General features: G+C 45.2%; 21 protein-coding genes. 10 read left to right on the forward strand and 11 right to left on the reverse strand.

Annotated elements, in window-relative coordinates; translation table 11 throughout:
* Positions 1–33: 33 nt before the first annotated feature.
* From DB520_RS20020 to DB520_RS20030, 3 genes are all read left to right on the forward strand, one after another.
* The gene (locus DB520_RS20020; protein WP_114751547.1) at positions 34–4,863 is read left to right on the forward strand and encodes an FHIPEP family type III secretion protein; all 4,830 of its coding nucleotides are present in this window, start codon (positions 34–36) and stop codon (positions 4,861–4,863) included.
* The gene (locus DB520_RS20025) at positions 4,860–6,326 is read left to right on the forward strand and encodes an FHIPEP family type III secretion protein (protein WP_114751548.1); all 1,467 of its coding nucleotides are present in this window, start codon (positions 4,860–4,862) and stop codon (positions 6,324–6,326) included. The genes DB520_RS20020 and DB520_RS20025 overlap by 4 nt, the downstream gene beginning before the upstream one ends.
* A 256-nt stretch (positions 6,327–6,582) precedes the next feature.
* Positions 6,583–7,992, forward strand: a complete 1,410-nt coding sequence (locus tag DB520_RS20030; protein WP_157972175.1) for a DUF4403 family protein — start codon at positions 6,583–6,585, stop codon at positions 7,990–7,992.
* A 1-nt stretch (position 7,993) separates the two neighbouring features.
* Here DB520_RS20030 and DB520_RS20035 read toward each other — a convergent pair whose 3' ends face one another.
* The 7 genes from DB520_RS20035 to DB520_RS20065 form a co-directional block, all read right to left on the reverse strand.
* Positions 7,994–8,668 (reverse strand): 3'-5' exonuclease, encoded by a 675-nt coding sequence (locus DB520_RS20035; RefSeq protein ID WP_114751550.1) that lies wholly within the window; start codon positions 8,666–8,668, stop codon positions 7,994–7,996.
* Positions 8,668–10,617 (reverse strand): DUF294 nucleotidyltransferase-like domain-containing protein, encoded by a 1,950-nt coding sequence (locus tag DB520_RS20040; RefSeq protein WP_114751551.1) that lies wholly within the window; start codon positions 10,615–10,617, stop codon positions 8,668–8,670. The genes DB520_RS20035 and DB520_RS20040 overlap by 1 nt, the downstream gene beginning before the upstream one ends.
* A 94-nt stretch (positions 10,618–10,711) precedes the next feature.
* On the reverse strand, positions 10,712–12,610 hold the full coding sequence (gene acs, locus DB520_RS20045) for an acetate--CoA ligase (RefSeq protein ID WP_114751552.1): 1,899 nt from the start codon (positions 12,608–12,610) through the stop codon (positions 10,712–10,714).
* A gap of 72 nt (positions 12,611–12,682) precedes the next feature.
* On the reverse strand, positions 12,683–14,368 hold the full coding sequence (locus DB520_RS20050) for a sodium:solute symporter family protein (protein ID WP_114751553.1): 1,686 nt from the start codon (positions 14,366–14,368) through the stop codon (positions 12,683–12,685).
* A 10-nt stretch (positions 14,369–14,378) separates the two neighbouring features.
* Positions 14,379–14,642, reverse strand: coding sequence for a DUF4212 domain-containing protein (locus DB520_RS20055; protein WP_114751554.1), 264 nt, complete (start codon positions 14,640–14,642; stop codon positions 14,379–14,381).
* 190 nt (positions 14,643–14,832) lie between these two features.
* Entirely contained in the window at positions 14,833–15,570 is a 738-nt protein-coding gene (locus DB520_RS20060) for a ZIP family metal transporter (protein ID WP_114751555.1), read from the reverse strand.
* Between the two features lie 9 nt (positions 15,571–15,579).
* The gene (locus DB520_RS20065) at positions 15,580–16,662 is read right to left on the reverse strand and encodes an FAD:protein FMN transferase (RefSeq protein WP_114751556.1); all 1,083 of its coding nucleotides are present in this window, start codon (positions 16,660–16,662) and stop codon (positions 15,580–15,582) included.
* 156 nt (positions 16,663–16,818) lie between these two features.
* Between DB520_RS20065 and ruvB the strand changes: the two genes are divergently transcribed.
* Positions 16,819–17,853, forward strand: a complete 1,035-nt coding sequence (gene ruvB, locus DB520_RS20070; RefSeq protein WP_114751557.1) for a Holliday junction branch migration DNA helicase RuvB — start codon at positions 16,819–16,821, stop codon at positions 17,851–17,853.
* A 3-nt stretch (positions 17,854–17,856) separates the two neighbouring features.
* Entirely contained in the window at positions 17,857–18,828 is a 972-nt protein-coding gene (gene queG / locus DB520_RS20075; RefSeq protein ID WP_114751558.1) for a tRNA epoxyqueuosine(34) reductase QueG, read from the forward strand.
* On the opposite strand, the gene DB520_RS20080 is transcribed toward queG, so the two are convergent.
* Positions 18,817–19,008, reverse strand: a complete 192-nt coding sequence (locus DB520_RS20080; protein WP_114751559.1) for a hypothetical protein — start codon at positions 19,006–19,008, stop codon at positions 18,817–18,819. The genes queG and DB520_RS20080 overlap by 12 nt on opposite strands.
* A 126-nt stretch (positions 19,009–19,134) precedes the next feature.
* On the opposite strand from DB520_RS20080, the gene DB520_RS20085 reads away from it, so the two are divergent.
* The 5 genes from DB520_RS20085 (at position 19,135) to DB520_RS20105 (ending at position 24,785) form a co-directional block, all read left to right on the forward strand.
* Positions 19,135–20,586 (forward strand): BatD family protein, encoded by a 1,452-nt coding sequence (locus DB520_RS20085; protein WP_114751560.1) that lies wholly within the window; start codon positions 19,135–19,137, stop codon positions 20,584–20,586.
* Positions 20,587–20,589: 3 nt separating this feature from the next.
* A complete protein-coding gene (aroC, locus tag DB520_RS20090) occupies positions 20,590–21,666 on the forward strand; it encodes a chorismate synthase (protein WP_114751561.1) in 1,077 nt (358 codons plus the stop codon).
* Positions 21,667–21,698: 32 nt separating this feature from the next.
* On the forward strand, positions 21,699–23,030 hold the full coding sequence (locus DB520_RS20095) for a dicarboxylate/amino acid:cation symporter (RefSeq protein ID WP_114751562.1): 1,332 nt from the start codon (positions 21,699–21,701) through the stop codon (positions 23,028–23,030).
* Positions 23,031–23,101: 71 nt separating this feature from the next.
* The gene (locus DB520_RS20100) at positions 23,102–23,686 is read left to right on the forward strand and encodes a NifU family protein (protein ID WP_114751563.1); all 585 of its coding nucleotides are present in this window, start codon (positions 23,102–23,104) and stop codon (positions 23,684–23,686) included.
* Positions 23,687–23,717: 31 nt separating this feature from the next.
* Positions 23,718–24,785, forward strand: coding sequence for a DUF3810 domain-containing protein (locus DB520_RS20105; RefSeq protein ID WP_114751564.1), 1,068 nt, complete (start codon positions 23,718–23,720; stop codon positions 24,783–24,785).
* Here DB520_RS20105 and DB520_RS20110 read toward each other — a convergent pair.
* The 3 genes from DB520_RS20110 to purE form a co-directional block, all read right to left on the reverse strand.
* On the reverse strand, positions 24,748–25,299 hold the full coding sequence (locus DB520_RS20110; RefSeq protein WP_232835070.1) for a Clp protease ClpB: 552 nt from the start codon (positions 25,297–25,299) through the stop codon (positions 24,748–24,750). The genes DB520_RS20105 and DB520_RS20110 overlap by 38 nt on opposite strands.
* 53 nt (positions 25,300–25,352) lie before the next feature.
* Positions 25,353–25,727, reverse strand: a complete 375-nt coding sequence (locus DB520_RS20115) for a hypothetical protein (RefSeq protein WP_114751565.1) — start codon at positions 25,725–25,727, stop codon at positions 25,353–25,355.
* Positions 25,728–25,888: 161 nt separating this feature from the next.
* Complete coding sequence (gene purE, locus DB520_RS20120) at positions 25,889–26,404, reverse strand: 5-(carboxyamino)imidazole ribonucleotide mutase (protein ID WP_114751566.1); 516 nt, start codon at positions 26,402–26,404, stop codon at positions 25,889–25,891.
* Between the last annotated feature and the right edge of the window lie 3 nt (positions 26,405–26,407).

Genomic DNA, 26,407 nt, shown 5'->3' on the forward strand with positions numbered 1-26,407 from the left:
ATAGGCCACTGCCAGGGCAACCTGTTTGCTTACGTGAAAAAGTTAAAGGAATTTTTAAGGGACCGTGACAGCTTTGAACCCCTTGCCGAAATGGAAAGGGTGCTGCTACAACGCCGGGAAAAGGGCAACCTGGCAGGTTATCTTATGGTGATTTCCGCATTTTTCCAGGTGATTTTTATGGTGGTTGAAAAAGGCAGGGACCTGAACTGGGTGGAACTTGGTGAATGGGCCACTTGGTTTAATCAGCCTGGACAAATTCTGGTATGGGTGCTTATGCTAGGGGCGGTACTGACCTATATAGGCCTCAATTACACGGGTATAGCCCTAAGCGCATCCAAGGAACCCTTTAGATATACCTTTTGGATAGGTGATTTCCACTGCTTAAATGAGGACATGGAAGAAACCCTGGCCTCGGAGGGATTAAAAAACTGCAAGGAGTTGCTTCGTTTCGACCTTATGCAAATGCTCAATGACCGCATAAGACGCTTCAGCCTGTTAGAAACTGCACAGGAAGAAAAAGAATCGGCATTTTCCAAAAGGGCATTTTCCCATATTCATATTTCCGGTCATTACGCCTTAAAAATAGGAGAAAATGAACAGCATTATCTACAAATAATGGCCAAGGTGAGAATAGGACCAGAGGGCAAACCAGCAAGTTTGGTAGCACCTATAAGGTTTCCATTAGAAGATCAAGGTCAACTGTCCCCAACAGGTTACCAACACTTACTGGAGCGGGTTTTTTCTGCCGTGGCTTCCATGATTTATGTACAAATCGAGGAGGACATCAACAACAAGATCAACCTCTTTCCCACCCACTATTTAAGGGCAATGGCTCTTTGTCATGAGGCAGAGGATTTTGCAAGATCAAATACCATAGACGGCTATGAAAGATCCATAGGCCTATATCAAAAATCACTTTTGCACTACCAGGAAATGGGAATCCATTTACCCTGGCACTCAAGGGTAGTAAGGGGGAAATGGTTTACCTTTTTCAATTCCCGGCCCCACTTGCAAGCCTGGTCCAATGCCGTTTTGGGATTTGCCAAATATAGGATTTTCAGGAATCAAATGGCAAGCTTGAGCGGACAATCTGCCAATCCTCTTTATGATTTACCAGAACTTTTGGATAGGGTGAGAGAGGTAATGGAAAAGGTACATATGAGGGCAAGCAGAATAAAGGAAAAGTCCAAAAGAAGTTTTCTGAAAAATGCACAAGGGATAGCAGACACCAAAAATAAAAAAAACCAATTAGCACCCAAGAAAAAACAGGAAGCCACTCGAAAAACCTTATTTGAGACCTATGTGGTTTGCGCATTGGCCCATAGATTTTTAGGGGCTATCGACAAATCCTCAGAAATGCTGTCATGGGCTGCCGCTACCATGCCCACCTCTTTATGGCAGCACCCTTTATACTTGATGGCAAAGGGACTGATGGAACCGGATACCCATAAGTCCTTGGTTCATTTCCACCATGTGGTGGACTTGGCCCCAGACTTTCAGATGGCCCAGTGGTTTTTGGCCCAGGAGCTTGAAAAAGAATTTCGTCGCAAAGATGAATTGGATACCAATAGGGCCTCTACGGTTATCCAGGCCTATGAAAGGGTATTGCATCTTAATGCAGGTAACATCGCAGCCATAGGTGTCATTGGGCATTTGAATTGGTTGATAAACCCCGATGGGAAATTGAAAAGTGTAGAGGAAAAACTCATAAGTGGCACGGAGATAAAATCCTTAAATTCTGAAACTTATATAGGAGACCTGAACTTTCGGTTGGCAAGGATATCCGCGGAGCGTGGTGAATTTCATCTTTGCAGGGAAAGATACCTTGAGGCGGCCGGTATAGACCCTTCGGTGGGAAGCTTTATGCCTCCAGTTGCATCCAGGAGCTTTCAGTCCGACTATGACCATATCAATAGGGCAATGATCAAAAGGTTCGAGGCCTATAAGGACAGGGTACGTAAATTTGCAAACACCAAAGCCGAAGAAAATGGCAGGGTTTTTTCCGAAAAGACAAGAAATTTTGCACTCGCATTTGCCTTAAACGATTTTGGAAATGCCTGTCTTAGATATTTCCATTTTCATGGGGATGAGGAATTCCTGCTTTACGCCATTCAATCCTACAGGGAAGCGGGGGCACTACATCCCGAAATGGCAGTAACATGGTACAACCTTCAAAATGCCTTGGGATGGAAAGGGCAATGGGAGGAAATAGGGCAATGCATGGAAAAAGCCAGAAAATTCGCTCCCAACTGGTCCCTGGCCGCCATCCAATCCGCAGACGAATGGTTCAAGACAGAGGAGGGGAATATCCAAGCGGAATTGGATTGGGCATATGGTCGGTATTTGGAATTACGAAGGCAAAACCCAAATATCCTCACCCCCGAATATGATGCACAATTGGACTCCTGGTGTTCTGGCTTGGGAGACTATCAACATGCGTTTGACCAAAAATTCCTTCTTCCCCTTCGAAAGATTTATGCCTATAGTAAAAACGCAGCACTTTATGAGGAAAATATTGCCTATGGGCCTGCTTTGATAAACCTATTGAGGAAAGTTCAGCAAATCCCCTGGAAAAAAATGGATGTGGAAGACGTTCAGGTGATAGTAGAATTGCTAAAAGTAATTTCTTATTCCAATAAACCGAAACTTCTTTCCCAAGCAATGGCGCTAGGAGATCACCTTCTAAAAGTTATACCTCAGGAACACCCTTTGTTGAGCACTCAAATCAACCTTCTTTCTAAATGTGTCTTTTATCGCCTTTTCACCGGTTTGGTAGAAAATCACAGTCAAATCCGAGAGCAATTAGAGGACCAGAAAGCTTTTGACCTTTTCTTAACTACTTGGATAGAAGTGGCCATTAAAGACCTCAGCAACCAAAAATTCAGGTTACTGGAAGCCAACATGACCTTTATACCGGTTTTAATCAGCCATTATAACACCCAGCAATTCCCGCTCCCAAAACATGTTTCTGTTCTATGGGAATCTATAATAGAAATTTACCATGAAACCAATTTGGGAAGTCAACTACTTGAAGTTGATACTTTTTTAATCGAGTCTCTGGAGGTTTTACACTATCTGCTTTTGCCACTGAACCATGAAGGCCCCACCTTAGGTAATTATTTTGAGCAATTCCACTCCTATAGAAAACAGTTTGAGCAACTGACAAACTACTGGCTCCAAGTAGACCACGGTGGTTTTTTGAGCTTATATTGGTACTTTTTTGAAAAAAGGCGATTTGAACCTAAGCTCCTGGAAAGCATTAGGGAAAGGTTTTTTACCCTTGACCGGGACAAGGCCGACAATTGTTTTGGAAACCTCCTGAAAGGGTTTTATGTCATTAGCAGACAGGAGCAATTTCTAGAACAATCCATCGCCTATTTTACCAAGGTAAACCAACCTGAGAAAAAAGAAAACAAAGACCCCTTCAACCTACATATGGCCAGCTATTATTGGCATATCCACAAGAGAAAATGGACAAAGGCCAGAAAATCCATCTTGGATGCTATTGCAATCAAGGAACATCTAAATCCTATCCTCAACGGATTTCTGGCAAATGTGCTTCTCGAAATTGGACTTGACTATAAAAACAAGAATGAAATCGAAAATACCGCTTTTTACCTAAATCAGGCCGTTGATTATTGCGGTAATGATGCAGAGCTACATTTTCGTCTTTATGAAACTTATCGATTGAAAGCAAAGGAAGATGATTCCTATTTGGAGAAGGCAGCAATGTCACTTTCAAAGGCCATGAGCTTGGATACCAAATATGACTCAGCAGCCTTTCATCGGGAGTTGCAACAGCTAACCCTGCTCAAAAATGCGGACACATGGAGCTCAAGTCAGCGGTTTGCGCCCCTTGTAGTGGAGTTTGACCCTGTCATGGAAGCCTTCATTCTAGAGGAAAACTCCCAAAACCTAAAAAAGGAAGTGACGGATGGGCTGTGGAAATCCAGGGAAGACTTTAATAAATTTTGGGGTATCACTTACCCCTCCGTCCTTTTTCGATATTCAGGTTCTCAACATGCAGATCCTACCGGGTATTTTCTGGTGTTAAATGAAATCCGTGAGGGGTTCTATCAAGTATACCCCCAACAAAAATTCATCTTCCTGGAAAACAACAGCCAACTTCCTCATGAAGAAATCAAGAATATGCCTCTTCAGCCACAATCTTGCGGAGGGAAAAACATCTTATGGATACCTGAGGAAAACGAAGAGGCCTTTTTCCAAAAAGGGTTTCAGCTAATGAATCTCTTTGACCATCTAAGGATCAACCTTGAGCACTTTTTAAGCCAGCATCTCCTTGAGGTTTTCTCCTTTCAAGACCTGGCTGGAAAATGCAGGCAATTTACCAAAGGTGCCTGTAAGGTGATTGCAGACGAGCCTGCCATGCTGCACAGATTCTGGGAATGCTGTAGGGCACTTTTGGCAGAGAATATCCCCATCAACAACCTGGAAGAGCTTTCTGAGATATTTCTTTCCCACCACTCCCACGCTGATTTATCCCTAATTATAAACAAATTGCGAAGGTCCCCCAGTATCCAAAAGCATTTGATGGAAGTTTTTCTTCCTCAAGAAGGATTTCTCCTCTCTGAAGAGTTGGAAACTGCTCTTTTAAATATGACAACTACTCAAAGTCAAGTACAAGCCTTATCGCTGCCACTGATTGAATACGAACCAGTAATACTACCTGTCAGGGAGTCCCTTCATGGAAAGGACTCCCCTTCCATTGTCGTGAAAGAGGAAGGTCTCAGACCTCTGGTGAAGAGCCTATTGCTGAACGAATTCCCCCAAGTAAAGGTCTATTCCCAGGCAGATTTGCCTAATGATATGTTGCCCCAATCCATCATTAAAGGAAGCCCATGAGTACCGTAAAAGCCAAAATAGCACCCAAACCGGATCAAAGTAATGGGAGCCTTGCCCTTAAAGTCTCATTAATTTTAGACAGATCCCTTTGCAGTGGGTTATCAGAAACACAACTGGAAGCCATTAAGTCCTTGATTTCATCTACTCTGGAATCCATGGCAAAAGACCTGGCCCTGCCGATTAAGCCTATTCCAAAAGTTGGTTTCTACAGCAAACAAAAATCCAAAATGGATACCCTAACACCAATTTCTCTCATATTGGAAGAGACGGAATTGGAATTCCCTTATTGGTTTCTCCAACAAAAAACCTTCACCTTGGAAGGACTGGAGGAAATGATTCCAGAGGCTATACATAGACAAAGGGAATCTTTTTTGACACCAGGCTTGCTGGGACTTTTATATACCGATTGGCAATCCAAGACCCACTTTTCCTTTTGGGAATTCAAGAGTTTGGCAATATTTTGCATAAAGCATGGTCATCCCATAAAAAAACTCTATCAGCAACGGGACAGTGCAATTTTTGACCTATTGGGGATATTTGAAACCTGTGTTGGGAAAAAGGAAGAATTGAACTTAGAGATAATCATCCCTAAAGTAACTAAAAACTCCGCCAAGGGTAAGATCAGAGAAGAACTCAAGCAAAGGGTGGAACAAACCATCTCCTACCAATTAGGCATTCAATTACCCCCCTTCTCCATCACTACGGATGAACAGGTGTTGGAAGGCTACTATCAGCTTAGGGTAAATGGATTAAGGCTTCCCATCAAAAAAGGGGAAGTGTTAAGTCAAATCCCCGAAATCCACCTAACCATACGGCGGTATGCAGCCTGTTTTATCAATATAGCAACCCTGCAATATCAGTTGGAAAGATTTCAGGAAATCCAACCGGATCTGGCAAAAGCAATTCTTCACCAGTTTGACCTGCCTTTCCTTGCACAGCTCTTGCGGAACCTAACCTGGGAGGGTGTCCCGATCAGGAACCTCGCATCAATTTTTGAAACCTTATTGGAAACGGATCGGGAATTCTCTATAGGTGTACCAAGCCGCTTTTATTTTCTTCCCTATCAGTGGAGTGCCCATTTTAAGAATGCCAAACTTGCCTCCGAAAGCAATGCCTCCTTTTCGGCTATGGAAAAAATCAGGGTACGTTTGGGAAGGGAAATTTTCAACACCTTTCAAAGCAGTACTGGCACCTTGGAGGTGTTTACGCTGGGTGAAGAAGTGGAAGCTTCCCTTTTCGAAACAAGTCCTAAAACCGAAGATATGTTAATAGTCGCCTTAGGAGAGGAACTGCACCGATTTGCTACCGGGAGGGAATTTTTTATCCTTCTGGTGCCAGCCGAACATCGAAGGTATTTGCAAAATTTACTATGGCATCGTTTTCCGAATGTCTATGTGCTATCTTTTCAGGAGGTGCCATTAAATAAACAAGTTGTTCTTCTGAGCAAAGTTGGCTTTCCATGAATTGCTAACCAAAGACTTTTTCGGAAAGTAAGGTTTTCTCGATTTTATCATGAATTGGAACGTAGGGTAAACAGTAAAATCAGCGTTATCTGCGGGAGAAGTTTTTGAGTTTTATACTGTGCATTATTATAGGGATGACTAGTATTGGGCTTTTGAGTAGGAGGAATAAAAATTACCTTTGCGGGCACCAACAGCCCTTGGAAAAGAAATTATTTTGTTTCACAACTTTATTTGGAGGTATATTCGTTATTCCATTATGAATAAAAATTTCAGTCGAACCCTTTTGGTCTTACTTGTCAGCACAGGCCTTTCACTTCTTTTTTCCTGTAAAAGGATCAATCCGGATAAACCTCCACTAGCCGGGGAAAGCCACCAACTGCCAAAGGCCTCCTCGGAGGTCAACCTATCGCTCAGCATCCCATTGGCAAAACTGGAGAAAGAGCTCAACCAAAACCTGCAAGGAAGGCTCTTTTCGGAAAGGGGCCTGGAAATCGCATCAGGGCTTTTTTCGGACGTGGATGTGGACAAAACCGGACAAATCGTCCTAAGGGCAATAGAAGGGGGAAGACTCCGGCTTTCAATGCCTGTGCATCTGGATGGAAAGGTCAAACTAGAAAAAAAGATCTTCGGCCAACCTGTTTCCGCTTCCCTGCCTTTTGAAGAAAATCTGACCCCCCAAGTCAGCTTCAAACCCGGAATAGATAAAAATTGGAATGTCACCATTATGGATCTAGAGCTAGAAAGCTGGGGAAAACCCCTTACCTATAACTTACTGGGATATGAGGTGAACCTAGAACCCCTGATAAAAAAACAACTTAAGACCTTGATTGAGCAGGAGCTGGTAAGCCAGGGCCTAAATAGACTTAGCCTCAAAAAGCTGGCTGAGCAAACTTGGCAAGCCTATGGCCAGCCTATCCACCTTAAAAACGACCAGATGGACCTGTTCATGGTGACTATCCCGGAAAAAATGAGGATTCAAGAGGAGTTTACAATGGACCAGCATTTGGTCTTAAACATCGGCATGGAGGGGGAAGTACTCAGCCAGGTAGGCAGCCCTCCGGCCATGGGCAAAAACGGGCTCCCGGATGTCAGCCCCAACTCCTCCACTTCCAGCCAAATGGAAATCACCCTTCCCTTAGCTCTTTCTTACAAGACCATTTCCAACTACCTCAACCAGGAGATGGTGGGAAAAAGCTTCAGGGTGGATAGCAAAACCCAATTGATCCCAGCCTCTTTTTCCACCCAACCCTACGGCAGCAAGGCCTTAGTAAGCATGGAGTTCAATGCCATTCGGGAAAATAAAAGAGACATTGAAGGGGTGCTGCACCTGGTGGGCAAGCCCGTCTTTGATCCCGAAAGGGAAGCCATCGTTTTCGAAGAGGTGGAATTTGAGATCAATACCGCCAACTTTCTTACCAATTCCGCTAATTGGTTAAAGCGGAGAAAAATACTCAATGCTATTGAAAAGCAGGCCGTTTTCCCCATCGGGGAATATATGGCCGAAGCAAAAAAAGAACTGGAACAAATAGGCACCTGGCAAACTGCCTTTGCCAATATCGGTCTTCAAAACCCCATCCTTTCTGTGGCAGGGATCTATCCTACGGAGGAGGACATCCGCATGTACGTGAAATCCAGCGGAGATATTCAGGTGCAACTGAAACCATAACTTACCCCATAAGGTCAGCATAAGTCAAAATACCTGCTCCTCTAGCCGACTTTAACAGTCTTATTAATAATTGTGCGGTAAGCAGTGCATCCCCCGCGGCCGTATGCCTATCCTCTAAGGGAATTCGGAATCGGCTACAAAGCTTGTCCAAAGAATAGCGTTTGTACTCCACCATCCTGGGGTCAAAGTGAGGCCCCATATCCAACCTTATGGCCAAATCCATGGTGTCCAGACGAGGTGAGTTGATTTTTCTGAGGCCAAAGGAGCGACCTGCCTTCTCCATCATGGAAAGGTCAAATCCCAGATGATGCCCCACAAGGATTTTTCCTTCCGCATCAGCCAAAAACTCCCTAACCATCCTTTCCCTACTTACTGTAAGAGATTGGTTTACGATCTCATGTACCTTTATGGCCTCCTTGCCCAGTTTTTTGGTTTTCAGGTAGTATTCTTTTGCTGATTGCACAGGAATGGTCAACCTTCGTACCTCTATAGAACCAAAAGAAAGAATAAAATCCCTTTTAGGGTCCAGTCCCGTGGTTTCCGTGTCGACCACCAGAAAGCTGAGTTCCTCAATCCGCCTGCTATTTGGTATTTTTCTCTCCGAATGCTCTTTGAACCTCAGCACAAAATCCCTGGGTTTGATTCTCCTGATACCGAAAAGTGAAGACCAATCCATCAGCTACCAAAGTAATCCAACTGAAACCTTACCCTTATCATCTTTTGCAATTCCTCAATGGGCAAAAAGGCGTTTTTAAGTAGTTGTCGCTGCAATTTCCCCAGCTTTTCGGGTTGTATATACCTTCCTGAGGATTGTGTTTCCAATCCTTCTATAGCCCTTATTCGCATGAATATCTCATAGGCCTGGCCAGCTTCTAGAAACAAAGCCTCCTGTTTTGGCTCTAGGGTAGCCAGCATTTCATAGCGCTTGAAGGTATTATTGATCCCCACCGCCCTATGGCTAAGTACTAAGAGCCTACCCATATCTGCTAAGGGCATCATTGCCCTTAACTTAATATCGAACTTATCTCTATGTTCTCCTGATTTTTCCACCAGAAAATTCCTGAAAAACCCCAATGGAGGAGGATTAAGTAAGGCATTTTTAGCCAAAAAATTGAGAAACAACTTGTGTTTTTCTATTTCCCCGTAAATGTGCGAGGTTAAGGCCTCTGCTAATTCAGATTTTCCCGCCACAGGCCTGAAATCAAAAAAGACGGTGGCCATCATAAGGGAGGGCTGGTCGGGTTCTCTAATCCATTTGCTGAAGTAGCCCTTCCATACCGACAGGGGCTGGCACCAACGCGGGTTATTGGCCATCATTTCTGCGGGGCAAGTATGAAAACCACATGCAAGTAACACGTCAATAACATCCCTGGCGATCAGGTGAAAATAATTGGAAGCTGTTTGTTCCAAGGCTTTCGGAACGTCTTCGAAGATGATGGCGTTGTCCAAGTCAGTCCGGAGCAATTGCTCCCCTCTTCCCTCCGACCCCAAGCCCAAAAAGCAAAACCCAACATCCTGCATTTCAGGAAATTCCTCTTTATGGATGGATTGAGCCATACTCATGGCCCTCTGTACGATTACGTCATTGATCTCTGTGATAATGCCTGCCACAAAGTCTATACTCACCTCATTTTCCAAATAATACTTCAATAAGGCCTCAGACTGCTGCCTTAACTGGGCAATTTCCTTTACCTCTAGGCTATGTTGGAGGGTATTGATGATTACTGCTGGGCTGTTACCCTGTGAAAGCAAAATGTCATGGTTGGAGATAAGACCCACCATGGGACTGGCGACTGAACCATCTTCTGTGATAAGTAAATGGTGAACCCGATTCTTGACCATTTTCAGATATGCCTGGGCAAAATCCACCTGCTGTGCAATGGTGATCACGGGACTACTCATGATGTACTCCACCTTAGTGGTATAAGGAAGTCCTTTAGCGATAAGCCTTTTTCTTAAATCCTTATCCGTGACAATTCCCAAGGCATAGTTTTGTTCATTTCTCACCACAATGGATCCTATGCTTTTTTCACTCATCGTCCTGGCTGCCTCCCCAACGGAAGTTCCCTTGAGGCAAGAAATCACGGGGGAGGAGAACTTAAGTCCGGATTGGCCAGAAAACATCAACAATCCCGTGTCCTTGGTGGGATCATTAAAAAGTGTCCTGGCCTTTTTGGAGGAAGAAAGGTCTGAACGTACCACCACCTGCCCAGAGGCAAAACCCGCAGCAAAATAAGTGGCTACCCTGCTGTTTTCCTTTAGAATAGCCTCAAACACCTGAACGGGAATGGCATAAACCAAACTGTTTTCATTGGCTTGGGCATGAAGGATATAAGGCCGCTTTCCAAGGAGTGCCAAAACCCCAAAAACATCCCCTTCATCGCAATATTCTACAGTGGTGGCCTGTCCCTCCCTTTCTTCATTGAGGCTGATGGCTCCCTCCTTCACAATAAAAAAATGAGGCCGGGCAGGGTCTCCCTTTCTAAAGAGGTATTCCCCCTCTTCGAAGTACATCACTTCCACCCCTGTGGCCACAGCAAACAAGGTTTCCTCTTTTAGGAAACTAAAAGGGGGGTATTTTTGCAAAAACTCCTTAACCCGATTGACAATGACGTTTTTTGCCATACTAATAGTGGTTTCAGCGTAAAGGCATAAAAGGCGGAACCCAAGGACAAAAATGCCCCTGAAATCCCGCCATAGGTCTGTTCTCCTGATAAGATTACTCTACTCTTCCCTCAATAATTTGTTCCACAACTTCTGGGTCCAAAAGGGTAGAAGTGTCGCCAAGGTTGTCCATGTTACCTTCTGCTACTTTTCTCAATATCCTCCTCATGATTTTTCCAGATCTGGTCTTGGGCAGACCTGATACTATCTGGATTTTATCCGGTTTGGCTATGGGGCCAATAATCTTGGTAACGGTATCCTTTATTTCTCCAACCAAGTTTTCCTTTGTTCTGTTTTTCATATCGCAGATCACATAGGCATAAATACCTTGACCTTTGACTTGGTGAGGGTATCCTACCACAGCGGATTCTACCACAAGGGGGTGCTCATTGATGGCATTTTCCACCTCTGCAGTTCCCATTCTGTGGCCAGAGACATTGATCACATCATCCACGCGGCCAAGGATCCTGTAATAGCCGTCGTGGTCACGCTTCACTCCATCACCAGTGAAATAATGGTTTTTGTACGTGGCAAAATAGGTTTGCTTGCATCGCTCATGATCCCCATAGGTAGTCCTGATCATGCCTGGCCATGGAAACTTAATACAGAGGTTCCCTTCCACAGAATTCCCGGTAAGTTCGTTGCCTTCGGGGTCCATAATGGCCAGTTGCACTCCTGGTAAGGGCAAGGTAGCATAAGCGGGTTTGGTTGGGGTGATCCCCGCTAAGGGTGAAACCATTATCCCTCCCGTCTCCGTCTGCCACCAAGTGTCTACTATAGGGCATCGGGTCTTGCCTATATGGGTATGGTACCAGTGCCAGGCTTCCTCGTTGATAGGTTCCCCCACTGATCCCAAAACTTTTAGTGATTTCAGGGAGTAGGGTTTGATGGGGTCTGTACCCTTTGCCTGTAGGGCTCGAATGGCAGTGGGTGCTGTATAAAACTGGTTTACTTTATATTTGTCCACAATGGACCAAAACCGTCCTGCATCCGGATAGGTAGGCACCCCTTCAAACATGATGGAGGTGGCTCCTGCCAATAGAGGCCCGTACACAATGTAGGAGTGGCCTGTGATCCAGCCAATATCCGCGGTGCACCAATACACATCCCCAGGGGAGTACTGGAAGACATTTTCGAAACTGTATTTGGAATAGACCATGTATCCCCCACAAGTATGTACCACGCCTTTGGGTTTACCGGTGGAGCCGGAGGTATAAAGGATAAAAAGTAAATCCTCGCTATCCATCTCGGCTGCCTCGTTTTCTGCTGAGACTCCCTCTAGGCTTTCATGCCACCAGTAGTCCCTACCGGATTTCATATCCACTTCTGTTTTGGTCCTTTGATACACGATTACCGATTCCACCGTCGAGGTTTTCTCCAAGGCCTCATCCACCACAGCCTTTACAGGTATAGATTTGGAACCCCTAAAATTGCCGTCGGAGGTGAGTACCATCTTAGCCTCGCAATCATTGATCCTGTCTGAAAGGGAGGTGCTGGAAAACCCGGCGAACACCACTGAGTGGACCGCCCCTACCCTAGCGCAGGCCAGCATTGCGATTGCGGCCTCTGGGACCATAGGCATATAAATGATTACTTTGTCGCCTTTCTTGACACCTTTCCCCAAAAGTACATTGGCAAACCGACAGACCTCCAAGTAAAGCTCCTTATAGGTCAATGTCCTGCCCTCCTCATCCGGTTCATTAGGCTCCCAAATAATAGCAGGCCTATCTCCCAAAGTATAAAGGTGTCGCTCTAAGATATTTTCGGTGATGTTAAGTTTGGCGTTCTGGAACCATTTTACATCCGGTCCGTCAAAGTCCCACTCCAACACTTTATCCCAGCGTTTTTTCCAATGAAAGGAATCGGCTACTCTGGCCCAAAATTCCTCAGGCTGTGCAATACTTTTCTGATATTCATGAAAATAACCACTAAGGGTGTGAATCCTATCACTCATAACTCAATTTATTTTAGGTTTTGATAACGTTAAAATAGCTTATTTTTTCCATAAATCAGGCATGTATCTAGACTAGTGGTCGTGGGCGGATCCCGCCCCCCTTGGAATCCTGATATCTTGTATGATATCCTGTACCTTTTGGGGAGGAGCCGGTGTGACCATTGAAACCAAATAGCAAACCAGGAAATTGATCGCCATCCCCAAAGAGCCTATACCTTCCGGGGAAACACCAAACCACCAATGCTCCATGGTGTTAAGCTCAGGATGAATGAATTTAAAATAGATGATATAGCTCAGAGTGAAAATTAAACCACAAAGCATCCCGGCTATGGCCCCCTCCTTGTTCATGCGGGTGGAGAATATTCCCATGATGATTACTGGGAAAAAGGATGCCGCAGCAAGCCCAAAGGCAAATGCCACTACTTCCGCCACAAAACCAGGGGGATTTACCCCAAAATAACCGGCAATGACCACCGCTGTGGCCGCAGCTATCCTAGCGATCAACAATTCCCTTTTTTCGGTCATGGAGGGGGAAAAGGTCCTAAAAAGGTCCCTGGATACCGCAGTGGAGATGACCAAAAGTAAACCTGCGGCCGTGGAAAGGGCAGCGGCCATCCCTCCAGCTGCCACCAAACCAACCACCCAATTGGGCAGGTTGGCAATTTCTGGTGCTGCCAGCACCATGATGTCCTTGTCGATATTAAGTTCATTGGTGTCTTGATAGGGGGTATATTGGACAAACCCATCCCTATCCTTGTCCTCCACCGTAATCAGGTTGGTTTTTTGCCAATTACCCACCCACTCTGGAAGTTGGTCAACAGGTTGGCCTGCCACCGTGTCAATAGCATTATAAATCCCAAATGCAGCCACCGCAGGTGCCGTAGTGTATAAGATGGCAATAAAAACCAATGCATATCCCGCTGATAAACGGGCATCTTTCACCCTAGGTACCGTAAAGAAACGAACGATCACGTGTGGCAAGCCAGCAGTACCCACCATCAGGGCCAGGGTGATAGCAAAAATATCAGCAGTTGGTTTGCGACCTGTGGTATATTCATGAAAGCCGAGGTCCGTAAGCACTCCGTCCAGTTTATCCAATAGGTATTCCCCACCTTCCACAGTACCTCCTAAGCCCAGTTGGGGCACGGGATTGCTGGTCAACTGCATGGACACAAAGATAGCAGGGACCATAAAAGCAAAAATCAGCACACAGTATTGGGCAACTTGGGTATAGGTGATCCCCTTCATGCCCCCAAGAACCGCATAGAAAAACACTATGGTCATCCCTATGATCACACCAGTGTTGATATCCACCTCCAGATACCTAGAAAACACGATGCCCACCCCTCTCATTTGTCCGGCCACATAGGTGAATGAAATGAAGAGCGCACAGATCACTGCCACTATTTTGGCCTTGTTCGAATAGTACCTGTCTCCCACAAAGTCAGGAACCGTGAATTTCCCGAACTTCCGGAGATAGGGGGCGAGCAGTAGGGCAAGCAAAACATAGCCCCCGGTCCAGCCCATCAGGTAAACCGACCCATCATATCCTGAGAAGGCTATGATCCCGGCCATGGAAATAAAGGAGGCAGCAGACATCCAGTCCGCCGCCGTAGCCATGCCGTTGGCAAGGGGGGAAACCCCTCCTCCGGCGGTATAAAATTCCTTGGTGGAAGAAGCCTTCGTGTAAATGGCAATGCCAATGTAAATGGCAAAAGAAAACCCTACCAAAAGATAGGTCCAGGTTAATATATCCATGATTTTGGGGTTACTTTTCGTTTACATCAAACTCTTCATCCAATTTGTTCATCTTGTAAACATAAATAAAGATGAGGACTACAAAAGAAAAAATGGATCCCTGCTGGGCAAACCAAAACCCCAACTTGAAGCCTCCGACTCTGATGGCATTTAATGGTTCTACCATAAGAATACCGAAGCCAAAAGAAACTAGAAACCAGACGGCAAGCAGGGAAAGTACTATCCTAATGTTCCTTTTCCAATAGTACTTCATTCGTTGTTTGTGTTCATCCATGGTTTATGGGGAAAGTCATTGAAATAATAAACAAGACCACAAATTAAGCACAATTAATCATCTCCTCTAATTTAAATTGAAAGGTCCAGTTGAAAGTTGAATTTAACATTAAATTTTAAGCTAGTTAAATAAATCCAACAAAGAAAAGAAATAACTCCAAGTTCCAGAATAACCATCGCTTTCACTTAATTCAAATAATATATTCCGAAAGGATTGCCAATCCGGAAGCAAGCAGGATGATCAGGAGTTTTCTTAACTGAAACTTATGCTGGGGGCTGCTTTCAAAAAATATGGTGGTAGAAATATGCAGAAACCCTCCTGCCACCAATCCAAACAAAACGTTGATGGCTCCTGCCCCAATTACTGCGTTGCCATAAAGCCAGTCCGTGGATAACATCCCAAGCGGTGAGGCCAATGAAAACAACACCAAAAGGATAAAGGTCTTTTTTTTGTTAAGCCTGGTGAGCAGTACGGCCACCAAGGCAAAAGCTTCTGGCATTTTATGAAGCAGAATACCTATTAACAGGGTCTCGCTCCCGTGATGGTGGTGCAGCAGGGTAGGTTGCTTGGACAAAAGGGTTCCTTCCAAAAAAGCATGAAGAAACAAGCCTATCATCAAGGTCCAAACTGAATTCCCCATACCGTGGCCACCAGGATGATGGATGTGCCCATGTTCAATCCCGGAGGATAAATAATCCAATACCTGCTGTAACAGGAACCCCAAGAGAACATAAAGCCCCATAAAGTAAGCCGATTCGTGGTCGGCAAACAACTCGGGAAGCAAGTGCAGTATAGTGATGGAAAACAAATAGGCACCTGCAAAAATCAGGGCCATTTTAAAGTCCTTTTCCTTCCATTGGGGAATAAAGACCGCCAAGCTACCTGCCGCCAGTGAAGTGAAAAAAAGAATGATAAAGTTCCAGGTCATAATAATTGGCTAGTTGTCTTCGCTATTTTCTTTATCCTCCTTTACCATGGTGATAAAGGGCTCCAAGCCGGGGCTAACAAAGGATTTTACCTGCCCCTCTTCGTCATTGTAAATTAATAGGATTTCTAAGTCTGCAACCTTTTTTTGTAGTTCTATGGAAGCTTGAGTGCCTATCACCATCATGGCCGTGGCATAAGCATCTGCTAGCATGCAGTCTTTGGCCAATACAGTGGCAGAAAGCAATCCGTGCTGCACCGGATATCCGGTAATTGGGTTTATGGTATGGGAAAATTTCTGTCCATCCACCACATAAAAGTTGCGGTAATTCCCGGAAGTAGCCAAGGCCTGGTTATCCAAAGCTATGATGCTGTATAGTTCCTCTGCCTTCCCTTTTTCGTCGGGTTGGGAAACACCTACGCGCCAGAGTTCCCCGTTTTCGTTTTCACCCCTTGCTACCAGCTCCCCGCCTATTTCCACCAGCATGTCAGAAATGCCTTTTTCTTGCAAGTATGCAGCCAGCACGTCCACCCCATACCCCTTTGCGATGGCACTGAAATCAAGATAAACTTCGGGGTTGCGCTTTTTTGCCCCCAGGCTGTCAAATTCCACAAGGTCAAAATCCACCACCTTCAGGAGTTCTCTTATGGCTGTACTGTCCTTTCTGCTGGCACTGTCCGGCCCAAATCCCCAGGTATTTACCAACGGCCCAACAGTCGGGTCAAAGGCACCTTCCGTTTGCTCATACACCTCTTTGCTGACTTTCAGTACCGGGTAAAAGTATGGCAAGTTAAAGCGTATGGAATCCTCCATATTAAACCTGCTGAGCTCGGAATCTGGAATATAGGTAGAAAGGGATTGGTTAAATACCCTTAGTAAGGAATCAATGCCCTTTTTAAAGTCCCTCCGCTGTTCGTCAAGATACACCACCCTATAAGTGGTCCCCATGGTGCTCCCGGTAACCACCATTCTTTGTTGTTGGGGAGTAATTGACTCTTTGGGCCTTGAATCTTGTTGTCGGTATAGGTAAACTAAAAACACCACAATTAGTAAGATAATACTGTAAATGATGTTCTTTCTGGCGTTTGAATGCATGTTCCCTAGGCTGATTATAATTTTCCCGAAAGTTAAACCTAAATTTTTTAATTCCTCGGAAAAACGCCCTATATACCCATGTGCAAAAGTGTCAATTCCAAAACCCGTTTATCCCATGGATGAATTCCCTATATTTGTGCCAGTAACCCCCAAGGTATGAGAGAAGATTATCTGAGTGGAGACGATGAAGGCATGAGCCATGCGGACAAGGAAGTGGAAAAAGCACTTCGCCCGCTAAGTTTTGACGACTTTACGGGTCAGCAAAAAATCGTGGACAACCTCAAAGTATATGTATTGGCTGCAAAAAAAAGGGCAGAATCCCTAGATCATGTGCTTTTGCACGGCCCCCCTGGGCTGGGAAAAACCACACTCAGCCACATCATCGCCAATGAGCTGGGTTCAAGCCTTAAAATCACCTCCGGCCCAGTGCTGGATAAACCATCCGACTTGGCTGGGTTGCTTACCAACCTGGAGGATGGGGATGTACTTTTCATAGATGAAATACACAGGCTTAACCCCATCGTGGAGGAATACCTTTATTCCGCAATGGAAGATTTCAGGATAGACATAATGCTGGATTCGGGGCCCAATGCCCGCTCCGTACAAATATCCCTGCATCCTTTTACCCTTATCGGAGCCACCACGCGCTCAGGCTTGCTGACCTCCCCTTTGAGGGCCAGATTCGGCATAAACGCCAGGTTGGAATATTACGATGCTAAATTATTGACGGACATTGTAATCCGGTCAGCAAGTATCTTGGGCACCCCCATTACGGAGGAGGCGGCCTTCGAAATTGCGCGCAGAAGCAGGGGCACCCCCAGAGTCGCCAACATGCTATTGCGCAGGACTAGGGATTTTGCGGAAATTAAGGGGGATGGCAACATCAATTTACCCATTTCAAAAATTGCCTTGAACGCCTTGGACGTAGACGAAAATGGACTGGATGAGATGGATAACCGCATCTTGAATACCATAATCCAGAAATTCAGAGGAGGCCCTGTAGGGCTCTCCACCATTGCCACAGCCTGTGGGGAGGAAGCAGAAACCATTGAGGAGGTGTACGAGCCCTTTTTGATCCAGGAAGGCTATTTAAAAAGAACCAGCAGGGGAAGAACGGCTACAGAATTGGCCTACAAACACCTAAACATCCGGCCAGAAACGGGTGGAAGTACCGGAACCCTTTTTGGTTAATTCATGTCTTCTGCAGAAAAATACGCGAGAATCGTTAAATCCAGAGCTAAGGAAATGGGTTTTGACCACTGCGGTATTGCCCAGGCTACCTTTTTGGAAGAAGAGGCACCAAGGCTAGAGGAGTGGCTCAGCAGAAACTATCAGGGAAAAATGGCCTACATGGCCAACCATTTTGAAAAGCGTCTTGATCCTCGCAAGCTGGTGGAGGGTGCCAAATCCGTGGTAAGCTTAATTTATAACTATTATCCGGATAATAAGCTCCCCGAAGAAAAAGACGACCTAAAACTGGCCAAATATGCATATGGCAAGGATTACCATTTTGTCATCAAGGACAAGCTCAAAAAACTCCTTGAGGTACTAAGAGAGGAAATTGGGGACTTCGGGGGAAGGGTTTTTGTAGATAGTGCACCGGTAATGGAACGGCAATGGGCCCAGCGGGCGGGTTTAGGTTGGCAGGGCAAAAACAGCCTGCTTCTGAATCGGGATATGGGCAGCTTTTTTTTTCTGGCGGAAATAATCATTGACCTGCCGCTGGTTCCGGATGCTTCCTTTGCTGGGGATTATTGTGGCACCTGCACCAAATGTATAGAGGCTTGCCCCACGGATGCCATCCCTCAGGCTGGGGTGGTCGACGGATCCAAATGCATCAGCTATTTCACCATAGAGCTGAAGGAGGAATTACCCAATGAAATGAAAGGGAAATTCGAAAACTGGATGTTTGGATGCGACATTTGCCAAGATGTATGTCCTTGGAACCGGTTTTCCAAACCCCACAATGAGCCGGAATTCCAGCCCCATCCAGACTTGAGGGAAATGAAAAACGAAGATTGGGTAGAGCTTACCGAGGAAACATTCGGAAGGGTTTTCCAAAAATCTGCCTTGAAGCGGACAAAATGGGAGGGACTAAAAAGGAACATCAGGTTCCTAAAGGAAAAACCCCCTTCCGAAGAAGAGGGTCCTGGACTATCCAGCTAATTTCACAAAATACTTATTGAGTACTGGTTTATAGACTTTTGAAAAAGTCTGATAACACCAATTTCTAAATTCCTCTACTTCAGAGGGGACCAAAAGATTTAGGCCCTTGCGCAACTCCTTCTCGAAAAGTTTCTTGTCAAAACTCACCTTTAGCAAAATGGTCTTAACATATTCAATCATGGTTCATTGGTTTAAGTTTGGTTTAGTTAAGTTTAAATAATTTTAACACTATTTACGATACTTTACTAGATTTGTTTCGTTTTAAAATAACTTGTTTATTTGCAAATCTTCTGTCAAAGATCGTATATGTCTTTAACGCAAAGCCTACCTCTTTTATTATTGTTCACTCTCTCTGTTTGCCTGCATACCCAGGCTCAACAGATCAAAATCGAACTCGGACCCAATGAAGTGGCTCTTAATGAGACCTTCAACATAAAAATTACTGTAGCTGAGGAGAAAATCAGGTCTTACGACCAACTGCCAGAAATACCCGGTTTTCAGAAACAAGGTGTCTCTCAAAGCTCTTCCATGAACATTGTAAATGGGCAGATGAGCAGCACCAACAGTGTCATCCAATATTACAAACCTCTCCGGAAAGGCCAATTTAAACTGGAGGATTTTACCATCAGCGTAAACGGTAAGGAAATCAGCTCCTCCGGACAAACCCTCAATGTGGTGGATGCCAGGGGAGGTCAGGCCAGCAGGGGGAGGGCTCTGGATCCTTTTGACGATTTTTTTGGCAATGGCAATAGAAATGATGAACCGGAATTCGTGGAAGTAGAGGACGATGCCTTTTTTGCGTTGAGTGTGGACAAGGACGAGGTTTATGTGGGAGAAGGGTTTAACGTAAGCATGGCCTTCTACATGTCCGAAACCAACCAAGCCCCTTTTACTTTTCATGAGCCCGGTAAACAACTGGAAAAAATTATCAACGAAATAAAGCCCTCCAACGCCTGGGAGGAAAACTTCAACATCACAAGCATTCAACCCGAAAAGGTGGATTTCAACGGCAAGCGATGGACTAAGTTAAAGGTGTACCAAGCCACATTCTTTCCCTTCAATGCCGGGGAGATCAGCTTCCCCACCGTGGAATGGGAGATGATCAAATACAAGGTAGCCCGAAACCCAAGCTTTTTTGGGAGCAACAGGCTACAGGATTTCAAGACATTTTACTCACAACCCAAAACCATCAAGGTGAAGTCCCTTCCCCCGCATCCGCTTAAAAACGAAGTAAGTGTGGGGAGCTTCCAATTGAGGGAAAATTTTACTGAAAAGGAAGTGGCCACTGGCGAGGGCATTACCTATCAATTTGGCATTACCGGAGAAGGTAACATCAGCTCCATCAGGCAGCCTAGGAAAAAGAACGTACAAAGATTGAACACCTTTGACCCCAACGAGAAAATCCAAATCAACAAGGGAAGGGGCAAAGTAACAGGTAGGAAGGAGTTTAGCTATTTTATCACCATCAATGAACCCGAAGAAGTTGCCTTAAAAAATCATTTTGAGTGGATCTATTTTAATCCTACACTGGAGAAGTACGACACCCTCAGACCCAATGCCCTACTTACGGTTTCTGGGGAGAGCAAGATCAACCAAGCCATCTCCTCCTCCAGACTGGGGGGCATCTATGACCTGATAGAAGTAGAGGACAATAAACTTTCAAACCAAAAATATAAATACTATTTTTCGGTTTTTATCAATCTATTGCTTTTTGGAGCAGTGGTATTGTTGGGAGTTTTGTTATATAAGAAAAATTAATACATGCGCAATACTTTCGGTAGGGCATTCACTATCAGCACTTTCGGTGAGTCCCATGGCAAAGGCCTAGGAGTCATTATTGACGGTTGCCCTGCTGGGGTGGCTATAGACGAGGAGTTTATCCGCCAGGAAATGCAAAGGCGCAAGCCCGGGCAGTCCAAAATCACCACGCAAAGAAAGGAAGAGGACGAAATCCAAATTCTTTCCGGGGTTTTTGAGGGCAAAAGTACGGGCACGCCCATAGCCATCGTCATTCTCAACACCGACCAGAAAAGCAAGGATTACAGCCATATCGCGGATAAATTCCGCCCCTCCCATGCGGACTTCACCTATCAGGAAAAATTTGGTGTCCGTGATTATAGGGGTGGTGGCAGAAGCAGCGCCCGAGAAACAGCCGCCAGGGTGGCAGCGGGTGCCGTGGCCAAAATGCTCCTGAAGAACTACGGAGTGGACATACATGCCTATGTAAGCCAAACTGGTGCGCTGAAACTGGAAAAACCCTACCAAGAACTCGACTTTTCCAAGACAGAAGAAAACATCGTCCGCTGTCCCGACCCGGAAATGGCCGAAAAAATGATCGAATTAATCGATGAGGTCCGTAAAAGTCGAGACACAATAGGTGGGGTGGTTTCTTGCGTGGCCCAAGGGGTACCTGTGGGGCTTGGAGAGCCCGTATTTGACCGGTTGCATGCTGCATTGGGTCATGCCATGCTTAGCATTAATGCCGTAAAAGGATTTGAGTATGGCTCCGGTTTTGAAGGGGTGAGCATGCGGGGTTCTGAGCATAATGATGCCTTTTTCATGGAAGGGGAGCGGGTACGCACCAGAACCAATCACTCCGGAGGCATACAGGGTGGAATTTCCAATGGTGAAGACATCTATTTCCGAGTGGCCTTCAAGCCTGTGGCCACCATCATGAAAGACCAGGAAAGCGTAACCGAGGCAGGAGAAAGCACTACGGTTTCCGGAAAGGGCAGGCACGACCCCTGCGTGGTGCCTAGGGCTGTGCCCATCGTAGAGGCCATGTGCGCACTGGTGCTGGCCGATTTCCTGCTTTTGAACAGATTGAGCAAATTGTAATTTAACCACTTCACGGACACAACCACTGACTTATGAAAAAAAAATTACCCCTTCACACCCAAATCATTATTGGTTTGGTATTGGGCTTGCTTTTGGGCTTAGCAGTAGTGCAATTTAGGATTGGGGCAGGTTTTATCATTGACTACGTAAAACCCATAGGCACCATTTTTATCAATTCCCTCAAAATGATCGCCGTGCCTCTGGTATTGGCTTCCCTTATTGTGGGGGTATCTAACCTGGGGGATATTTCCAAACTAAGTAGAATTGGTGGCAAAACCATACTTACCTACATGGTGACCACCGTGATTGCGGTAAGCCTTGGCCTGATCGCCGTAAATATCTTTAACCCCGGTAAAAGCCTGCCTACAGAAACCAGGGACAATTTGATGACCCTTTACGATGACAATGTAGGGGATAAAACCTCACAGGTGGAAGAATTGCGGGAGCAAAGCCCTCTCAAACCCTTGGTAGATATGGTGCCGGAAAACGTGTTTGGTGCCGCCGCCGACAATGGAAGTATGCTGCAAGTGGTGTTCTTTGCCATATTGGTGGGGATTGCCCTCTTGCAAGTACCAAAAGAAAAAGGAAGCCCCGTAATCGCATTTTTTGATGGGCTGAACGATATTATTATCAAAATTGTGGGATTTATCATGCTCCTTGCCCCCTACGGTGTATTTGCGCTGATGGCTTCACTTATAGTAGAAATCACCGGGGACAATCCGGATTCGGCTATAGAGTTGCTGTTGGCTTTGCTGAAATACAGCCTGGTGGTCTTGGGTGGCTTGTTTTTTATGATCCTCATCACTTATCCCTTAATCTTAAAAATGTTCACTAAGGTGAAATACCTTGATTTTTTTAAGGCTATACGCCCCGCGCAATTATTGGCCTTCACCACCAGCTCCAGTTCAGCAACCCTACCGGTTACGATGAAACAAGTGGAAGAAGAACTAGGGGTTTCGGAAGAGGTAAGCAGCTTTGTGCTTCCCCTGGGAGCCACCATTAACATGGATGGCACCAGTTTGTATCAAGGTGTTGCCGCTGTATTTATCGCACAGGCACTGGGGCTTGACCTCAGCCTCACCCAACAGCTTATGATAGTGCTTACCGCAACATTGGCGTCTATAGGCACCGCAGGTGTGCCCGGTGCGGGTATCATCATGTTGATCATCGTGTTGGAATCCATTTCGGTTCCGGCGGCAGGAATAGCACTTATTTTGGCACCAGACAGGATTTTGGACATGTTCAGGACAATCGTAAATGTGACGGGAGACGCGATGGTATGTACTGTGGTTGCCTCCACCGAGGGGGAGTTACCCGATGGCCTGATCCGTAAATCCAACCCCCTTACCACTACAGAAGCATAATCCCAACTATCAATGAACCCAAAGCCCAAAAGGTGCGTTAAGCCCATATATTAATCATCAAAATCTGAGACATGCTACAAGCACAGAAGCGACCTGTACACCTCTATATGGAAGCCAATCCTAATCCAAACTCTCTGAAGTTTGTGGCCAATTTCATGTTGGCCGAAGATGGGATTAGTTTTGACTTCCCGGATCAAGAAAGCGCCAAAAACTCACCCTTGGCCCAAGAATTATTCAATTTCGCCTCAGTGGAAAGGGTTTTTATTGCGGCAAACTTTGTGACGGTCACAAAGAGCGAGGAGGTAAGCTGGCAGGAGATTCAGGATGTGATCCGAAACCACATCAAGTCCTATCTGGAGGATGGGAAAGAAGTGGTGAATGCGGATTTTGACAAAGACCCCTTGTTTGATGAAAGTGATTCAGAAACGGTAAAGAAAATCAAGGGTATTTTGGATGAATATATCCGACCCGCTGTAGAGCAGGATGGCGGGGCTATTGTTTTCCATAGTTTCCAAGATGGTATTGTCAAAGTCTTGCTGCAGGGAGCATGCTCCGGATGTCCTTCCAGTACTGTCACCTTAAAAGCAGGGATAGAGAACTTGCTCACCCGTATGTTACCAGACGAGGTGAAAGGCGTGGAAGCCGAGGGTGTCTGATGGACAAAGATAGTTAGAGGCAGAGGAGGGTATGTGGAAGGGAAACTGGACTTGGGCATTTCTGGGATTGGCTGCATTGCTGTTACGCTGGCTGGCAAGGCTTAATCCCGAAATAACTGAGGCCTATTATTCACGGACATTTTTTCCGGTAATTAGGAATGTAATTGACGCTACCCTGGCAAAGCTCCCTTTTCCAACGGTGTACCTATTTCTATTTTCGGTGCTCGCTGTTTTTGTATTGTGCCTTAATCGTCTGGCAAACCTCCCAGATATCAGGAATAAGGCTGTCTTTGCCCTTAGGAATTGCCTCAACGGGCTGGGCTTGTTGGTATTTTTCTTCTTGATCCTCTGGGGATATAATTATCAGCGTGTTCCGGTGTACGAACAAGTGGGGATTTTCCCAGAGCCTTTGGGGGAGGAAAAACTTGTGGAGGAAATCGAATTTACCCTTCAGCAACTCACACAACTCAGGCCTATCATCAAAAGGGATACCTTTCCCATAGAAGACATACTTCCCTACCCGGATTTGGAAAGGTTCGTGAGAGAGGAAATGGGAAGTAATTTACTCATTTTGGGACTAAACCATACAGGTTCGCCTCGAGCCAGGGAATTTTTCCCATCGGGATTTATGAGAAGAATGGGGATATATGGCATCTATTTTCCCTTTACGGGTGAGAGTTACATTGATCCAAGTTTGCATCCCCTGGAAAAACCCTTTACTGTGGCCCACGAAATGGCCCACAGTTACGGCATTACCGATGAAGGTGAGGCAAATTTCATAGCCTGGATCATCTGTACCAACAGTTCTTCCACCTTGTTACAATATACGGGGCATTTAAGGCTCTTTAGGTATCAGCTCAACGACCTTTACCGGATTAACGAGAACAGCTATTTGGCGTTTGTGGAAAATATACCTCCCGGAATTCGCAACGACTTGCTTTCCATCAGGGAAAATGTACTTTCCATACGCCCCCTGTTTCTGGAATTGACCAAAAGATCCAACGACCTCTACCTGAAAACTCAGGGGGTAAAGTCCGGGGTAAAAAGTTACGCTGAACTTCCTATGCTTGTTTATGCCTGGAAAAATTTGTTGAAATAATTACGCTTTCCCTGGATTTTCTCACTTTTCTGTAATGCAAGATCCCCATTGCCAAGACGGCGAGGGAGAGCAAAAAAACCGCCCATTCATAGCTTCTTTTGGAGGCTTTAATTTCAGCAATAACCTGTTCCTTATTGGCTAAAGATCGTTTAAGCACATCAATATCATGTTGCTGCTTTTGCGCTATGTATTTATAATCCTCCTTTTCATTGCTAATCTCGGCTGTCTCTATGTTTTTCAACATTTCCAGTTCCGCCATAATTTGATTGTCCTTCTTAATGATCCTTTCCATCCACTCGTTGGTTGTAATCATGTCTTTTTTGGTGCGGTTCCCAAAAATACCGGATTTTTGCTCCTCGGAGGCTTGCCAAGACCTATGTAGTTGTTCCCTTTCTTCTACCAACCTATTCAGCTTTTCCTGCCCATGGCTGAAGGTAGGCATACCTACCATTATAAGCAATAGAAATAAGGGAACTAAACTAACCCTTATTCCAAAATTTAGAGAAGATTTCATCTGCATAATTACAATTTTCCGACCTAAAAAATACCATTCTCCAAATTTCATGCCTAAAACCTTTTACGTCTGGGGTTTCTACGTTTAAATGCCCCTTTCCTGCGCTTATTGTTGGTATAGAAATTATAAAGAAAATTAATGGCTATCACCGTTATGGTAAGAGGCACAAAAAACGAAGGAAACATGGACTTGATTCCCAACAGGATAAAAAGTGTAGCGATGATCCCTATCTTAAATGAGGTGTGTTTCTCTGGGTAAACCCTGGAGATAATACTCAGGCTAATGATTTCTATGATAATCAGACCCACCACCAGAAGGACAAGCAAATAGGAAAAAGCGATGTCCGCAGCGATAAAATACCAAGCACATAAGGCAAAAACCAATGCCAGGCTAATGGAATGCAAGGATGTGTTTATTCTTTCTTTCATTGAGGGGGTATTTTGAGTTAATCTGCATAAAAGATAAACCAAGTACACCAATTTAACAAAAAGGTTGAATTTTTAATCTGAAATAATCAACCATCCATACCCCTTGCAGTCTCTTAGGCTAAAAGTTTTATACAGCCAAAGGGACACAACGAGGATATTTTTTATTCTCCAAGAAGGCTTTTCCACCCCTTTTCCTCCAGGTTTTGGGCGGTCTCCTCCACTTTAATTTTAAGCCCCTCTTTGAACCTGGAAAGGTTTTCTCCCACCTTTTCTTCGTAGGCACCCACCATAGATGCGGCCAAAATCCCCGCATTTTTTGCGCCGTTTAGTGCAACAGTGGCCACGGGAATCCCTGCAGGCATCTGCAGGATGGATAGAATACTGTCCCAGCCATCAATGGAGTTGGAGGACTTTACGGGTACCCCTATCACAGGCAGGGTGGTGAGGGAGGCTACCATACCAGGAAGATGGGCCGCTCCTCCTGCTCCCGCTATAATCACTTTAACTCCCCTTTCCTTTGCCTTTTCAGCATAGGTAATCATTCGCAAGGGTGTACGGTGAGCAGATACGATGGTAATTTCATAGCCCACTTCCAGTTCTTCCAATACTTTAGCCGCTTCGGCCATAACGGGCAAGTCCGACTGACTTCCCATGATAATCCCCACTTGTATCTTCATGTT

This window comes from Pleomorphovibrio marinus, from assembly GCF_003347495.1.
Classification (GTDB): domain Bacteria; phylum Bacteroidota; class Bacteroidia; order Cytophagales; family Cyclobacteriaceae; genus Pleomorphovibrio; species Pleomorphovibrio marinus.

Excerpts from the sequence above, each read along its gene's own strand:
- DB520_RS20025 (WP_114751548.1), top strand. The coding sequence starts at position 4,860 with ATGAGTACCGTAAAAGCCAAAATAGCACCCAAACCGGATCAAAGTAAT.
- DB520_RS20030 (WP_157972175.1), top strand. The coding sequence starts at position 6,583 with ATGAATAAAAATTTCAGTCGAACCCTTTTGGTCTTACTTGTCAGCACA.
- DB520_RS20035 (WP_114751550.1), bottom strand. The coding sequence starts at position 8,668 with ATGGATTGGTCTTCACTTTTCGGTATCAGGAGAATCAAACCCAGGGAT.
- DB520_RS20040 (WP_114751551.1), bottom strand. The coding sequence starts at position 10,617 with ATGGCAAAAAACGTCATTGTCAATCGGGTTAAGGAGTTTTTGCAAAAA.
- acs (WP_114751552.1), bottom strand. The coding sequence starts at position 12,610 with ATGAGTGATAGGATTCACACCCTTAGTGGTTATTTTCATGAATATCAG.
- DB520_RS20050 (WP_114751553.1), bottom strand. The coding sequence starts at position 14,368 with ATGGATATATTAACCTGGACCTATCTTTTGGTAGGGTTTTCTTTTGCC.
- DB520_RS20055 (WP_114751554.1), bottom strand. The coding sequence starts at position 14,642 with ATGGATGAACACAAACAACGAATGAAGTACTATTGGAAAAGGAACATT.
- DB520_RS20060 (WP_114751555.1), bottom strand. The coding sequence starts at position 15,570 with ATGACCTGGAACTTTATCATTCTTTTTTTCACTTCACTGGCGGCAGGT.
- DB520_RS20065 (WP_114751556.1), bottom strand. The coding sequence starts at position 16,662 with ATGCATTCAAACGCCAGAAAGAACATCATTTACAGTATTATCTTACTA.
- ruvB (WP_114751557.1), top strand. The coding sequence starts at position 16,819 with ATGAGAGAAGATTATCTGAGTGGAGACGATGAAGGCATGAGCCATGCG.
- queG (WP_114751558.1), top strand. The coding sequence starts at position 17,857 with ATGTCTTCTGCAGAAAAATACGCGAGAATCGTTAAATCCAGAGCTAAG.
- DB520_RS20080 (WP_114751559.1), bottom strand. The coding sequence starts at position 19,008 with ATGATTGAATATGTTAAGACCATTTTGCTAAAGGTGAGTTTTGACAAG.
- DB520_RS20085 (WP_114751560.1), top strand. The coding sequence starts at position 19,135 with ATGTCTTTAACGCAAAGCCTACCTCTTTTATTATTGTTCACTCTCTCT.
- aroC (WP_114751561.1), top strand. The coding sequence starts at position 20,590 with ATGCGCAATACTTTCGGTAGGGCATTCACTATCAGCACTTTCGGTGAG.
- DB520_RS20095 (WP_114751562.1), top strand. The coding sequence starts at position 21,699 with ATGAAAAAAAAATTACCCCTTCACACCCAAATCATTATTGGTTTGGTA.
- DB520_RS20100 (WP_114751563.1), top strand. The coding sequence starts at position 23,102 with ATGCTACAAGCACAGAAGCGACCTGTACACCTCTATATGGAAGCCAAT.
- DB520_RS20105 (WP_114751564.1), top strand. The coding sequence starts at position 23,718 with ATGTGGAAGGGAAACTGGACTTGGGCATTTCTGGGATTGGCTGCATTG.
- DB520_RS20110 (WP_232835070.1), bottom strand. The coding sequence starts at position 25,299 with ATGAAATCTTCTCTAAATTTTGGAATAAGGGTTAGTTTAGTTCCCTTA.
- DB520_RS20115 (WP_114751565.1), bottom strand. The coding sequence starts at position 25,727 with ATGAAAGAAAGAATAAACACATCCTTGCATTCCATTAGCCTGGCATTG.
- purE (WP_114751566.1), bottom strand. The coding sequence starts at position 26,404 with ATGAAGATACAAGTGGGGATTATCATGGGAAGTCAGTCGGACTTGCCC.